Annotated in this window: 13 protein-coding genes and 1 tRNA gene; 7 read left to right on the top strand and 7 right to left on the bottom strand. The window is 65.6% G+C overall.

Going from position 1 to position 13,629, the window contains the following annotated elements; genetic code table 11:
• Positions 1 to 4 precede the first annotated feature (4 nt).
• On the top strand, positions 5 to 574 hold the full coding sequence (locus NX778_RS23520) for a hypothetical protein (protein ID WP_258814245.1): 570 nt from the start codon (positions 5 to 7) through the stop codon (positions 572 to 574).
• Here the strand turns inward: NX778_RS23520 and NX778_RS23515 are convergent.
• On the bottom strand, positions 571 to 792 hold the full coding sequence (locus NX778_RS23515; RefSeq protein ID WP_258814244.1) for a hypothetical protein: 222 nt from the start codon (positions 790 to 792) through the stop codon (positions 571 to 573). The two genes, NX778_RS23520 and NX778_RS23515, sit on opposite strands and share 4 nt — an antisense overlap.
• 86 nt (positions 793 to 878) lie before the next feature.
• The gene (locus NX778_RS23510; RefSeq protein ID WP_258814243.1) at positions 879 to 2,936 is read right to left on the bottom strand and encodes a M13 family metallopeptidase; all 2,058 of its coding nucleotides are present in this window, start codon (positions 2,934 to 2,936) and stop codon (positions 879 to 881) included.
• Positions 2,937 to 3,080: 144 nt separating this feature from the next.
• Between NX778_RS23510 and kefC the strand changes: the two genes are divergently transcribed.
• The 4 genes from kefC (at position 3,081) to NX778_RS23490 (ending at position 6,887) form a co-directional block, all read left to right on the top strand.
• Positions 3,081 to 4,856, top strand: a complete 1,776-nt coding sequence (kefC, locus tag NX778_RS23505; protein WP_258814242.1) for a glutathione-regulated potassium-efflux system protein KefC — start codon at positions 3,081 to 3,083, stop codon at positions 4,854 to 4,856.
• A gap of 59 nt (positions 4,857 to 4,915) precedes the next feature.
• Positions 4,916 to 4,991: transfer RNA gene (locus NX778_RS23500), tRNA-Phe, on the top strand.
• A gap of 178 nt (positions 4,992 to 5,169) precedes the next feature.
• The gene (locus tag NX778_RS23495; RefSeq protein ID WP_258814241.1) at positions 5,170 to 5,520 is read left to right on the top strand and encodes a hypothetical protein; all 351 of its coding nucleotides are present in this window, start codon (positions 5,170 to 5,172) and stop codon (positions 5,518 to 5,520) included.
• 83 nt (positions 5,521 to 5,603) lie between these two features.
• Positions 5,604 to 6,887 carry a cation:proton antiporter gene (locus tag NX778_RS23490; protein ID WP_258814240.1) on the top strand — a complete coding sequence of 428 codons (1,284 nt, stop codon included), beginning with the start codon at positions 5,604 to 5,606 and terminating at the stop codon, positions 6,885 to 6,887.
• Between the two features lie 33 nt (positions 6,888 to 6,920).
• Here the strand turns inward: NX778_RS23490 and NX778_RS23485 are convergent, their stop codons facing one another.
• On the bottom strand, positions 6,921 to 7,160 hold the full coding sequence (locus tag NX778_RS23485; protein ID WP_258814239.1) for a hypothetical protein: 240 nt from the start codon (positions 7,158 to 7,160) through the stop codon (positions 6,921 to 6,923).
• A gap of 229 nt (positions 7,161 to 7,389) precedes the next feature.
• Here NX778_RS23485 and NX778_RS23480 point away from each other — a divergent pair, with 229 nt between their 5' ends.
• Positions 7,390 to 8,442, top strand: a complete 1,053-nt coding sequence (locus tag NX778_RS23480; protein WP_258814238.1) for a GGDEF domain-containing protein — start codon at positions 7,390 to 7,392, stop codon at positions 8,440 to 8,442.
• 6 nt (positions 8,443 to 8,448) lie between these two features.
• On the opposite strand, the gene NX778_RS23475 is transcribed toward NX778_RS23480, so the two are convergent.
• A complete protein-coding gene (locus NX778_RS23475) occupies positions 8,449 to 8,727 on the bottom strand; it encodes a hypothetical protein (RefSeq protein WP_258814237.1) in 279 nt (92 codons plus the stop codon).
• Positions 8,728 to 8,948: 221 nt separating this feature from the next.
• On the opposite strand from NX778_RS23475, the gene NX778_RS23470 reads away from it, so the two are divergent.
• Positions 8,949 to 9,293 (top strand): zinc ribbon domain-containing protein YjdM, encoded by a 345-nt coding sequence (locus NX778_RS23470; RefSeq protein WP_258814236.1) that lies wholly within the window; start codon positions 8,949 to 8,951, stop codon positions 9,291 to 9,293.
• A 24-nt stretch (positions 9,294 to 9,317) separates the two neighbouring features.
• Here NX778_RS23470 and NX778_RS23465 read toward each other — a convergent pair whose 3' ends face one another.
• The 3 genes from NX778_RS23465 to NX778_RS23455 are packed head-to-tail and all read right to left on the bottom strand — an operon-like array spanning position 9,318 to position 13,604.
• Positions 9,318 to 9,857 carry a DUF2058 domain-containing protein gene (locus NX778_RS23465; protein WP_258814235.1) on the bottom strand — a complete coding sequence of 180 codons (540 nt, stop codon included), beginning with the start codon at positions 9,855 to 9,857 and terminating at the stop codon, positions 9,318 to 9,320.
• Positions 9,858 to 9,903: 46 nt separating this feature from the next.
• A complete protein-coding gene (locus NX778_RS23460; RefSeq protein ID WP_258814234.1) occupies positions 9,904 to 12,354 on the bottom strand; it encodes a glycoside hydrolase family 31 protein in 2,451 nt (816 codons plus the stop codon).
• Positions 12,354 to 13,604 (bottom strand): sugar MFS transporter, encoded by a 1,251-nt coding sequence (locus NX778_RS23455; protein ID WP_258814233.1) that lies wholly within the window; start codon positions 13,602 to 13,604, stop codon positions 12,354 to 12,356. The genes NX778_RS23460 and NX778_RS23455 overlap by 1 nt, the downstream gene beginning before the upstream one ends.
• Between the last annotated feature and the right edge of the window lie 25 nt (positions 13,605 to 13,629).

The raw sequence follows: 13,629 nt of genomic DNA, 5'->3' as shown, positions 1-13,629 counted from the left end.
CATCATGCCGATCATTGACCGGATCCTGCCCGACCTGCTGCGCGTCGACCGCGGCCAATGGCAGGCGGCGCGCCACCTGTCCATCCTCGCCGCCGTCACCGCCGCCAGCATCCCGCTGCTGGTGCTCATGTACCACCTGCTCGGCTACGACGCGGTCGGCATGGTGGTGCTTACCGCAGGCATCGTCATGATGGTGACCCCGTTCACCCTCAATGCCGGGGTGCCGCTGGCGGTGGCGCGCGACCTGTTCGTCGGCGCGCTGTTCCTGCTGAAGGTGTGGATGGCAGTGCACCTGGGCGGGGTGGCCGCGCCGACCACCGCGTGGTTCGTGCTGTGCCCGGCCGTGGCGATGCTGATCGGCGGCTTCCGTCCGGGACTGGTGTGGGCGGCGATTGTCACCGGGACCATGGTGCTGCTGTTCGGCCTCGAACGCGCGGGCCTGATCCTGCCGCCGCAAGCGACGCCGGGCATGCCGCTGCTGCAGCTTGTCAGCATGCTGGGGCTGGCCGGGCTGGTCACGCTGATCATGGCGCTGGCCAAGGGCGCCGGCTCCATCGAGCGGCGCGGGCACTAGACCTTTCCGCCCGGGCCGTCCAGCGCGACGCGCGCCAGGTCCGTCGACATCGCCAGCAGGTGACTGGCGTTTTCCACCAGCGTCGCCTCGTGGCGCGCGATCTCGGCCTTGTACGCCTGCCGGTAGCGCTGGACCTTATCGATGAAATGCGCCACGGTGGCCGGCAGGATCGCCAGCAGCAGCAGCTTCGCCCGCAGGGTCTTCGGTTTGGATCGCATGATGGCCATGATATGGAGACTGTGCCGTGTGCTTCCCCATCAATCCACGGCGCGCACCCGCCCGCCGCGGGTGCGCGCTACTGCTCTTACCAGAAAATCACGCGCTGCTCGGGCGGCAGGTACATCTTGTCGCCCTGCTTGACGCCGAACGCCTCGTAGAAGCCCGGATGGTTGACCAGCGCGCCGTTGACCCGGTATTCGGACGGCGAGTGCGGGTCGGACTTCACCTGCGCGATCAGCGCCGCATCGCGCGCCTTGCCGCGCCGCGCCTGGGCCAGGCCCATGAAGATGCGCTGCTCGGCGGTGAAGCCGTCGATCACGGGCGCCGGCTTGCCCTTCAGCGAAATCTGGTAGGCGCGGCTGGCGATGATGGCGCCGGCATTGTCGGCGATGTTCTCGCCCAGGGTCAGCTCGCCGTTGACGTGGTAGCCGGCCACCGGGCTGTAGCCGCTGTACTGCGCCGCCAGCAGCTTGCCGCGCGCGGCAAACTTCTCGCGGTCTTCCGCAGTCCACCAGTTGCGCAGGTTGCCGTCGCCGTCGTACTGCGAGCCCTGGTCGTCGAAGGCGTGGCTCATCTCGTGGCCGATCGAGATGCCGACCGCGCCGTAATTGATGGCCGGTTCGGCGTCGGTGTCATACAGCGGATACTGCAGGCGCGCGGCCGGGAACACCACCTCGTTCATCGACGGGCTGTAGTAGGCGTTCACGGTTTGCGGCGTCATGTGCCATTCGTTGCGGTCGACCGGCTTGCCCAGCTTTTCCACGTTTTCCTGGCGCGCGAATTCGCGCGAGCGCGCCACGTTGCCGACCAGGTCGCCCGGCTTGACCACCAGCTTCGAATAGTCGCGCCATTTGTCCGGGTAGCCGATCTTGACCTTGATCTTGTCCAGCTTGGCGTGGGCCGCCTGCTTGGTCTCGGTCGACATCCAGTCCAGCGTGTCGATGCGCTCGTGGAAGGCGAGCTTGAAGTTGGCGACCATCGCTTCGACCTCCTGCTTGCGCTCGGCCGGGAAGTGGGCCGTCACATAGGCCTTGCCGACCACGAAGCCGAGGTCGCGGTTGATCTCGGCGATCGCCAGCTGCTCCAGCGCGCGGTTGACCTTGGTCCCGGACAGCACCGCGCCGCGGAAGGCGAAGCTCTCGTCGACGAAGGGCTGCGACAGGTAAGGGGCGTAGGACGAGACCAGGCGGAATTCGAAGTAGGACTTCCAGTCGGTCAGCGGGGTGCGATCGATCACGGCGTCGAGGTTGGCCAGGTAGCTCGGCTGGTTGACATCGACCTCGGTGGCCTTGGCCACGCCGGACGCCTTCAGGTAGCCATTCCAGTCAAAGCCCGGCATCAGCTTCTTCAGCTGCGCGACCGGAGTCTTGTTGTAGGTCTTGACCGGATCGCGGTTCTCGACACGGCTCCACTGCACGCGCGCGATCTCGGTTTCCAGCGCCAGGATGCGGGCCGCTTCGCCGGCGGCGTCCTGGTGGCCGGCCAGCGCCAGCATCTTCTCGATGTGGGCCTGGTATTTGGCGCGGGTGTCGGCCAGGCGCGCGTCCTGCGACAGGTAGTAGTCGCGGTCGGGCATGCCCAGGCCGCCCTGGCGGATCTCGGTCAGGTAGCTGGTGGAGTTCTTCGCGTCCTGGCCCACCGACAGCGAGATCGGGGCGCCGGCGCCGGTGCTGCTCATGCGCGCGAACAGCTTCGCCAGGTCCTTCTTGTCGCGCAGCGCGGCGATCGCGTCCAGCTGGCCCTTGAGCGGCTTGATGCCGAGCGCGTCACGCTGCTTCTGGTCGATGTAGCTGTTGTAGAAGTCGCCCATCTTCTGGGCTTCCGAGCCGGCCTTGGCGCCCTTGTCGTGCGCGGCCTGTTCGATCAGGGTGCGGATCTGCTGCTCCACCTTGTCGGAGGCGATGTTGAAGGCGCCCCAGCTCGAACGGTCGGCCGGGATCTCGACGTCGTGCAGCCACTTGCCCTGGGTGTAGCGGAAGAAGTCGTCCTGCGGGCGCACCGCGGTGTCGAAGGCGGCGACGTCGACGCCGGCGCGCTGGGTCGCGGCCACGCTGGCCACGGCGGTGTCGGCCGCCGGTTCCGCTGCCCATGCCGGGACCATGAACAGGCCGGCGATTGCGATGCTGCACAAAGTACGCTTCATTTTGTCTCCATGAACGAATTATTAAAGCTTGCCGATCGTAAAGGAAAATGAGCAGCATGCCAAGGAAGCTGGATTTGTGCGCAACAGATATCCGGCTCGGGTAATAGCTTCGATATAATCTTTGCAAGCCAGAATCCATACACCATGCCCGAACTGCTCCTCACGCCCATCGTCTTCCTCGTCACCGCGGTGCTGCTGGTGCCGCTCGCCCAGCGGCTGGGGCTGGGCTCGGTGCTCGGCTACCTGATCGGCGGCTGCATCATCGGGCCGTGGGGCCTGGCGCTGATTCACAAGGTCGAGCTGGCCAGCGAGGTGGCCGAGATCGGCGTGGTGCTGATGCTGTTCCTGATCGGCCTCGAACTGCAGCCGAAAAAGCTGCTCGCGATGCGCCGCCTGGTGCTCGGCGGCGGCACACTGCAGCTGCTGGCCTGCGGGCTGCCGCTGGCCGGCGCCGCCTGGCTGCTCGGGCTGCCGCTGGCCGGCGCGCTGGTGGCCGGCGTCACGCTGGCCCTGTCGTCGACCGCGATCGCGGTGCAGAACATGCAGGAGCGGCACCTGGACAACACGCCCGCCGGCAACGCGGCGTTCGCGATCCTGCTGTTCCAGGACATGGCCGCGATCCCGCTGCTGGTAGTCACGCCGATGCTGGCCGGAGCCGGCCATCCCGCCTTCAACGCCCCGCTCGCATTCGGCGCGGTAGCGGCGGTGCTGGTGGGCGGCCGCTACGCGCTGCCGCCGCTTCTGCGCCTGATTGCGCGCACCGGGCTGCGCGAAATCTTCACCGCCTTCGCGCTGCTGCTGGTGCTCGGCATCGCCCAGCTGATGACGCTGGCCGGGCTGTCGATGGGCCTGGGGGCTTTCCTGGCCGGCGTGCTGCTCGCCAGTTCCGAATACCGCAAGGCGCTGGAAGCGGACCTGGAACCGTTCAAGGGCTTGCTGCTGGGGCTGTTCTTCACCTCCGTCGGCATGTCGGCCAACCTCGGCCTGCTGGCCAACGAGCCCTTGCTGGTATTGGGGCTCGCGGCCGGCTTCATGCTGCTCAAGATGCTGGTGACTGGAGTGATCGCGCGCCCGATGCCGATTCCGGCGGTGCAGCGCTGGCCGTTTGCTGGCGTGCTGGCGCAGGGCAGCGAATTCGCCTTCGTGGTGTTCGGCGTGGCCGGCTCCGTCGGCGTGATCTCGACGCGCTGGGACCAGCTGCTGGTGCTGATGGTGGCAGTGTCGATGGCCCTGACGCCGCTGGCGGTGGCGGCCGGCGACAGGGCCGCCGGGGTCCTGAACCGCGAGCCGCCACGCGAGCCGGACGCGATCGAACCGGAAGGTGCGCGCGTGATCATCGCCGGTTTCGGCCGCGTGGGCCAGATCGCCGGCCGCATCCTGATGGCTTCCGGCATCAAGGTCACCGTGCTGGACAACGACCCGGACCTGATCGAGTCCCTGCGCCGCTTCGGCTTTCGCGTGTTCTACGGCGACGCCACGCGGCTCGACCTGCTGCAAGCCGCCGGCGCCGGCAAGGCGAGCGTGCTGATCAACGCCATCGACGACATGGAAGCCAGCCTCAAGCTGACCGATCTGGCCCAGCAGTACTTCCCGCACCTCAAGATCGTCGCGCGGGCGCGCAACCTGTCCCACGTGTACGAGCTGCGCGCACGCGGCATCGAGCTGATCGAGCGCGAGACCTTCGAGTCGGCCATGCTGATCGGCCAGCACGCGCTGGAGCAGATGGGCGTCGCGCACGACAAGGCGGAGCGCGCGCGCCGCAAATTCCGCAAGCACAACCTGGAGACGCTGGAGGCCATCCAGCCCTTCTACCAGGACGAAAGCAAGATGATTTCGATCACCCAGGCCGCGCGCGAAGAGCTGGCGCGCTCCTTCGAACAGGACCGCTTGCGCCTGCGCGACGGCGACACCCCGGACTGAGGCCCGGCACGCCGCGGAACTTGGAGGCGGCGCGATTGCCCGTTATAATGCCGGGTCTTGGCCTGGTAGCTCAGTTGGTAGAGCAGAGGATTGAAAATCCTTGTGTCGGTGGTTCGATTCCGCCCCGGGCCACCAAAGTTTCCAAGTAATAGCGCCAGCCCTTGCGGTTGGCGTTTCGCTTTGTGGGCCGTGTCTTTGTGAAGGCCGCGAAAGTTCGCTTGCGTCGACGCTGGATTAAGCGGAGGATCATTCACAAGTTCTATTGGTCCGTCCACATCGCGCCACTCGCGCGGCGATTCTTGGGGAACATTTCATGTCAAGCTTGCCACCGAGCGAAGACCCGGCAACCAGCGAGCCATGGGCCGGCATTCCGTTTGACGGTCGCGCCTATCATTTTCGGCAGTACAGTTACGACAGGATTGAGGATGCGCTCAACTATGCCCGGCTCGAGCACGCCAGGCCGGGTTTGCCCATCGCAGCCACCGCGCCGCTGTGCTGGCCGCACTTTCCCGTCCCGACGGAACAAGAGCGCGAGCAGATGACCGAACACGGCATTGTCTGCCAGGCCGGCCGCTACATCTATGGCCCTTACCGCTACGATGTGCTGGCTGATGCGCTCAATTACGCCGCGCGCTGGCCGGGCTTGCACCGGCCGCCATCCTAATGCCAGCTGGCAAGCCCCTGCGCCCGGCTGGGTAGGTCCCTGCGCTCCCCCTGCCGGAGTGGATCGCCACCCGAAGGCTCCTCATGTCGATGTCATATTGGATGCTGTTTGCCGGCCTCACCTTGATCGCGATGATGCTGATCGGAACGCTGCTGACCCGGCTACCGCTCAGTGGCGCGATGATCTACCTGGCGCTTGGCTTCGTCCTCGGGCCGGCAGGGCTAGGCTTCCTCCTCCCCGATCCTTGGCACAACGCCGGCATGCTTGAGCTAAGTGCCGAAGCGGCGCTGCTGATATCGCTATTCGCCGTCGGCCTGAAGCTTGAGGTGCCCCTGCTGGACCGGCGCTGGGTCGCACCGTTACGGCTGGCCTTTGTATCGATGGCCATCACGGTCGGACTGATAACGGCATTGGCCGTGTACGGCTTGCGCCTGCCGCTTGGCACCGCGGTATTGCTGGGCGCAATATTGGCCCCGACCGATCCCGTGTTGGCCTCGGGTGTCCAGCCCGAATCCGGTCACGCGCCCAACCCCGCGCGCTTCAACCTGGCAGGCGAAGGCGCGCTCAACGATGGCTCCGCGTTTCCCTTTGTTCTCCTCGGCCTGGGTTTGATGGGGTGGCACGATCTCGGCGCCAGGGCATGGCACTGGTGGGCCGTCGACTTGCTGTGGTCAACCATCGGCGGCATGCTGATCGGAGCGATGGTGGGAGCCGTGCTGGGTACGCTGGTCGTGTTCTTGCGCAATCGGCACCAGGAGGCGCTGGGCCTGAACGAATTCCTCGCGCTCGGTACGGTCGCGGTCGCGTATGGACTCGCGCAGCTCTGCCTGACATCCGGGTTTCTCGCGGTGTTTACCGCCGGCTTGGCATTGCGACGAATCCAGGAGCAGCCCATGCATTTGGCGGCCGCCACTCCGCCCGCAAGTCCGGCACCCGTGCATCACCATCACGCGAGCGCCGCGATGAAACGCGAGGTACAAGGGTTCAATGAGCAACTCGAAAAACTGGCGGAACTGGTGCTGGTCATCCTGACCGGTGCCATGCTGGGATACATCACGATATTTTCGGAGCTGTGGTGGTTCACGGCAATGTGTCTCTTTGCCGTGCGCCCATTATCGGTGTTCCTTGGCATGACGGGTAGCGCGCTCCCGTCCCGCCGTTGCGTGGTGATGGGCTGGTTCGGTATCCGGGGCATCGGCTCGATCTACTACCTGATGTTTGCGTTGAACCACGGCTTGTCCGGAGCGCTGGCACAGCAGTTCGTGGCATTAACGCTGGTGGCGGTGGCGGCATCCATTCTGATCCACGGCATCACCGTTCACCCGGTGATGAATTGGTACGCGCGGGAAGCTGACCCCGGGCACTAAACACGCAGCGAGCGGCGGGCGTCTACGCGAATCTTATTCATCTTCCGTTGGCGTTGGCTTGGACGGCGTGATCGCCTCCGACACGGATTGCTCGGCGCTGATCCGGCGCCGGCGCGCCGGATCAGCAACAACGCGAGCAATGACGTCGGCCGGCACATGCTTGAATTCCATGTAGCGCTTCGCCACGCTCGCACCGCGAACCGCGAGGATATTCAAGCCGCGCGCAACCGCCTTTGCCGTCTCTTCATCAAATCCCATCTGGCGTTCGCGCATCAGCACACCGTCCTTTCCACAGCCCGGCGACGGGAAACATCGTCTTACGACCATACTAGCGTATCAGCGGATTGTCCACCCTATGTGCGACTCACGCCAAGCCGCTACGTCCGGACCCGCTTGCGTTGCAAGGAGCCGGAGCGCATCATCGTAGCTCGTCTCCCGAGGCGTCCGCTTCATCTTGCACGCGCTCAACGCGGCCGCCGGCCACACTCAAGAAGCAACAGCGATGAACAAACACGATTTGGCGAACGAACTGGCCCGGACGCACTCACTCCTGACGCTATCGTGTGAGCTGCTCCAGACCAACGATTCATTTGTCGCCCTCGAACTGGTGGGCAAGGCCTTGGTCAACCTCATGCACATGGACCATGCACTGCTGGTTGTCCACGCCAACGACACGGAATACGTCCACAGTTTTGACCATGACGGGCACGCGCAATGGTCCGACGCCGGCAACCCGCTGTATCTGGCCGGCCTGAGCCACCTGAAGGGCGCCGGCAATGGCGCCGGCTGGCAAGCGGCCCAGGCGCGCGCCGAAACGATATTGGCGGCCGGCGTACCGCCACGCCAGCCGATGACGATACTACTGGTGAAATGGGACCGCGACAGCCACCCGCTCAACATCAAGGTGCGGCAGCGGCTGCTCACCACGGTGGCGGAACTTGCGGCCGCGGCCCTGGGCAAGCTCCATGCGCGCGTATCGCTGGAGCAGCAAGTGTCGCAGCAATCGGAACAGATGACGGACAGCGCGCACGCCCATGCCGCGGAGCTTGCACGTCGCGACGACGTCGAACACGAGATCCGCGAGCTGTCTCTGACGGACGGCATGACCGGTCTGCGCAACCGCCGGGGCTTTTTTGTCGAGGCCGAGCAAGCGTTCAAGGTAGCGCAGCGCCAGCACGCCGTCAGCGCCGTGATTTTCGTCGACATCGACGGACTCAAGCGCATTAACGACACGATTGGCCATAAGGCGGGCGATCAGCTGATTTGCGACACGGCCGCGATCTTGCGCGCGTCGTTTCGCAATGTCGATGTCGTGGCTCGGCTGGGAGGCGACGAGTTCGCGGCGTTTACGCTGGGCGATGAGAAACCGGAGATAGTCGTCGAACGAATCAAGCGCAAGCTGCACGCGTTTAATCTGGCGAATGGACGCGGCTTCAAGGTGTCGCTCAGTATCGGAATTGTGCAGTGCGATCCCACCAATGGGATGACCCTGCACGATTACATCCAGGCTGCCGACGCCCGGATGTATGCGCACAAGCAGCGCACCTTGCATTGAGCCCACTCAGTGGTTGCTGTCACGTTCCGACTTGAGCAGGTCGGTCCGGTCCGACTCTTCATTGGCCGCCACCGCGCTCTCTGAGGCAATGCTGGCCAGCAGTCCGGTCGCGTCGTCTGGCAGCGTTTCGGGCGGGTGGAGCATATCCTCCAGCATCGTTGCCAGCTCCGGCGTGTCCCACGGCAGGCCGGAACGGATGCGCGTATGGATGTAATGCTCGACTTCCCTGACCTGCTCCGGGGTCAGGGGCAATCCGCGAAATGTGTTGTCGGACAGGGAATTCATGGAATTCTTGCTCCTCATGCCTGCGGCTGGAAAGGCGAACCACTGCAAGCATCCGCTTAATCTACACCCATTGGCGACCGCGTGACGCGCAGCAGGCGCAAGGTGAATCGCCGAACTCGGCTGGGAACACGATGCGGGACGGCCGGGCCCAGCGGGGACGAAGGCTATAATATGCGCCCGGCCCGCAAGGGCTGGCATTCATTCATCCCGCGGAGTCCACCATGTCCACCTTCCCACCCTGCCCCCAATGCGCTTCCCAGCTGACCTACGAGGACGGCATGGGCAACTACGTCTGCCCCGAGTGCGCCCATGAGTGGCCGGTGCAGGCCGCCGAAGCGGCGCCCGAAGCGGCCCGCGTCTACCGCGATTCCGCCGGCAATGTCCTGCAGGACGGCGACACCGTCACCGTGATCAAGGACCTCAAGCTCAAGGGCGGTGGCGGCGTGGTCAAGCAGGGCACCAAGGTCAAGAACATCCGCCTGGTCGACAGCGACCACGACATCGACTGCAAGATCGACGGTTTCGGCGCGATGAGCCTGAAGACGGAATTCGTCAAGAAATCCTGACCAGGCCACGGCGCCGGCAAAAAGTTACCAGCTGAAGTCGTCCGGAATCTTGAAGTCGGCGTAAGGATCGTCGGCGTCGACCTCGGTGCTGGCCTTGCTGATCCGCACCACGCGCTCCGGCGCGCGCTCGGCGATCTTGTCGGCGATCACGCGCGGCACCAGCTCGAAACCGCCGTCCTTCTCGACGATCACCAGCCGCCCGGCCGCCAGGTGGTCGCGCACCTGCGCCGACACGTATATGCGCTCGATACTGCTGCCGAAGGTGAAGTTGTAAGCCGTGTCCGCGTTGTTGCCCTTGGACTGGCGGTTCTGCTGGATCATCTGCGCGATCTGGGCCGCGACCGCCTTCTGCGCCGCGGCCGCGTCGCGCTGCGCATTCAGTTCGCGCGCCCGTTCGGCCCGTTGGCGCTGGGCGTCGAGCACCGCCTGGCGCGACACGTCCACGCTTTGCACGCCGGTGCGGCGCTCGACCTTCTGCTGCTTACTCTTTTCCTGGTTGGCGACCTTGGCCTTTTTCTTGTCGATCAGGCCCGCCTTCAACAGCTGATCTTGCAGGGAAACCATGTTACTGCTCCGAAAATGAGGATGACATCCCTCATTATCGGCTGCCTCATGGCGTCAGGACAAGCTGCTTCACGTTCTCATCAGGCAGGACGACGCGCAGGCGATGCGTCGACGCGTCGAAATGCGCATCGCGCACCTCCTTGCCATCGATGCGCACCGCCGCAGGCGCGGCCTTCAGGCCGACGAATTCGATCGCGCCCACGCGCTGGTAGCCGCTGTTCGGCGGGATTTCGAGCCGCACGCCGTGTTCGTCCTGGACCACATCGATGATGCGCGAAGCGCCGTCATGGTAGCCGTAGCCGTCGCCGGCATCCTGGAACACGTGGCTGCCGCCCTTGGCGCCGACGGCCACCGCCAGTGTCAGCGGGGCGTTCTTCATGTCACTGGTGTGCTGCACCACCGCGGACGTGGGCACGGTGGCGCCGGCACGGACGAACAGCAGCAGGCGATCCAGCGGCGCCTCCATATTGGCGTAGCTGCCGCCCTCATGCCGCGTGCCATCCCACCAGTCGATCCACGCATCGCCCTTCGGGAAATACACGAGCCGGCTGGTCTTGCCCTCGTGGACCACCGGCGCCACCATCAGGTCGCCGCCGGCCAGGTACTGGTCGTCGACCAGGCTGGCCTGGGTGTCGGCCGGATAGGCGAACCACAAAGGCCGCATCGGCGGCAGGCCGGAACGCTCGTTGTCCGCGAACAGCGTGTACAGGTAAGGCAGCAGCTGGTAGCGCAACTCGATCGAGGCGCGGTTGATCTTTTCGAAGCCGGCGCCGAATGCCCAGGGCTCGCGTGGCGCCGAAACGTCGTTGGAGTGCGTGCGGAAGTAAGGAGTCAGCGCCGCCGCCTGCAGCCAGCGCGTGTACAGCTCCGCGCTCGGGCTGCCCATGAAGCCGCCGACGTCGGCGCCGACGAAGGGCACGCCCGACACCGAAAGGTTGGTCAGCATCGGGATGGTCAGCGCCAGGTGGGTCCAGGTCGGCGAGTTGTCGCCGGTCCAGACCGCCGCGTAGCGCTGGATGCCGGCGAAACCGGCGCGTGTCAGCACCAGCGGGCGCTGTTCCGGACGCAGCTGGCGCAAGCCCTCGAAGCTGGCGCGCGCCATCTGCATGCCATAGACATTGTGGTATTGCGCATGCGTGCCCGGCATGCCGTCGCCCGCGTGCTTCGCATCGCGCGGGAAGGTGCGCTGCGGGCCGACGCTGATTTCAGGCCCCGTGAAATCATCCGGCGAGAACACGCCCGGCTCGTCCATGTCGTTCCAGAAGCCGTCCACGCCGACGTCCAGCGGTGCCTGGTAGAGACTGCCGAACCACGCGCGGGCAGCCGGCAGGGTGAAGTCCGGGAAGGCGCAGATGCCGGGCCACACCTTGGCGTGCAGCTCGCTGTCGTCGGCGTTGCGCACGTAGATGCCCTGCTCGCGGCCGCTGCGGTAGATCGCGTACTTGTCGTCCAGCTTGACGCCCGGGTCGACGATGGTGACGGCGTGGAAGCCATCGCCGTGCAGCTGGTCCAGCATCTTCTTCGGTTCCGGGAAGGTCTTCGGGTTCCAGGTGAACACGCGGAAGCCGTCCATGTGGTCGATGTCGAGGTAGATGACATCGGCCGGGATCTGGCGCTTGCGGAACTCGGCCGCGACGTCCAGCACCTTCTCCTGCGTCATGTAGGACCAGCGCGATTGCTGGTAGCCCAGCGCCCACAGCGGCGGCAAGGCGCCGCGCCCGGTCAGCGCCGTGTAGTCGCGCACCACGCTGGCGGGCGTGCGCTCGGCGCCGCCGGTGAACACGTAGTAATCCAGCTCGCCCCCGTTGGCGCCGAAGCTGTAGCGCGACGTGTCGGTCTTGCCCATGTCGAACCAGCTGCGCCAGGTATTGTTGAAGAACAGGCCGTAGCTCTTCCCCTCATGCAGGGCGATGAAGAAAGGGATCGACTGGTAGGAAGGATCGTGGCCGGCAGGATAGTCGGCCACGTCGGAATTCCACATCACCATGCTTTGCTGGTGGCGCGAGATCGGCAGCGTCTTTTCGCCGAAGCCGTAGTACAGCTCGAAGTCATCCCGGTGCATCGAGGTTTCGATCGCGCCGTCCTGCGGATTGAAGGCCATCGGACGCGCCGCATCGTCGGCAACGACCAGCTGGCCGCCGCGGTCGTACACCGAGATCGCCAGCTCGGGCGACTTGCGGATCACCACGCGGGTGCCGGTGTCGGAGCGCAGTTCGACCGCGCCGCCCTTGTGCGTCGACACGGCCCGGGCGCGGGGCGGTGTGCCAACGATTGCGTAGGAAGCGTCCGGCGTGAACTTGCCGGTGGGGCTCATCCGCACGCGCACCACGTCCGGGGTGGCGAAGCCGATGTGCACCGATGCGCCGCTGGACAGGCGCAAGTCCAGCCCGTCGCCGGTGCTCCGTGCCTGCACGACCGCACCGACGGTGCGCAGCGCGGCGCTGGCCGGCAGCGCGGCCAGCGCCAGCAGGAGGCCAGCCCACGCCGCCTTTTTCATCAATGCGCGGTCTTCTGGTACAGGGCGCGGAAGCGCAGGCCGAAATACAGGATGAAGACGTAGCAGACCACAGGCACGAAGAACGACCACTGCAGGCCGATGGAATCTGCAAGCGCGCCCTGGATGAAGGGCACCACGGCGCCGCCGACGATGGCCATGCACAGGATGCCCGAGGCCTGGCCGGTGAACTTGCCGAGGCGGTACAGCGCCATGCTGAAGATGGTCGGGAACATGATCGAGTTGCACAGGCCGACGGCGATGATCGCCCACATCGCGGCCTGGCCGTGGCCGAAGATCGCGACCAGCACCAGCCCGATCGACACCGCCGCATTGAAGGCCAGCGCCTTGCCCGGGCTGACGTGGCGCATGATGAAGAAGCCGATGAAGCGGCCGATCATGGCGCCGCCCCAGTAGTAGCTGACGTAGTGGGCCGCATCGGCCGGCGCCAGCGCCGCGATGTTCGGCTCACCGAAGAAGTTGATCAGGAAGCTGCCGATACTGACTTCGCCGCCGACGTACAGGAAGATGCCGATCGTCCCCATCAGCAGGTGCGGATGGGACAGCACCGAGCTGCGGGTGGCGCTGTCGAGGTGCACGTCGACGTCGTCCGCGTGCTCGATCTTCGGCAGGCGGGCAAAAGCGAACAGCACCGCCAGCAGCAGCAGCGCGCCGGCCAGCGCCAGGTAAGGCTTCTGCACGGCGGCGGCCGGGCCGGCAGCGTGCGCGGCGGCCGACAGGATCAGGAAGCCGCCCAGTGCCGGCGCGATGGTGGTGCCGACCGAGTTGAAGGCCTGGGTCAGCGACAGCCGGCTCGATGCCGTGCGCGGGTCACCCAGCACGGTGACGTAAGGGTTGGCCGCCACCTGCAGGATGGTGATGCCGGCCGCCAGCACGAAGAAGCCGACCAGGAACAGTGTGTAGCCGCTGTTCGACGCCGGGTAGAACAGCGCGCAGCCGCCGGCGGCGATGACCAGGCCCGTGACGGCGCCGTTCTGGTAGCCGATCTTCTTGATCAGCATACCGGCCGGCAGCGACACCAGGAAGTAGGCGCCGAAGAAGCAGAACTGCACCAGCATCGCCTGCACGTAGTTCAGCGTGTACAGCGCCTTCAGGTGCGGGATCAGGACGTCGTTCAGCGCGGTCAGCAGCCCCCACATGAAGAACAGGATGGTGATGATGATCAGCGGGCCGGTGGTGCCGGTCTGCTGCTGCGATTGCTGCACCCGCAGGGGCTGCGAAATGTGTTCCATGGTGTCTCCAGATATTGTGTGTATT

The sequence above is a fragment of the Massilia terrae genome (assembly GCF_024753145.1).
GTDB classification, from domain to species: domain Bacteria; phylum Pseudomonadota; class Gammaproteobacteria; order Burkholderiales; family Burkholderiaceae_D; genus Telluria; species Telluria terrae.
The sequence above is the reverse complement of the archived record's forward strand: the minus strand, read 5'-3'. Positions and strand labels throughout refer to the sequence as shown.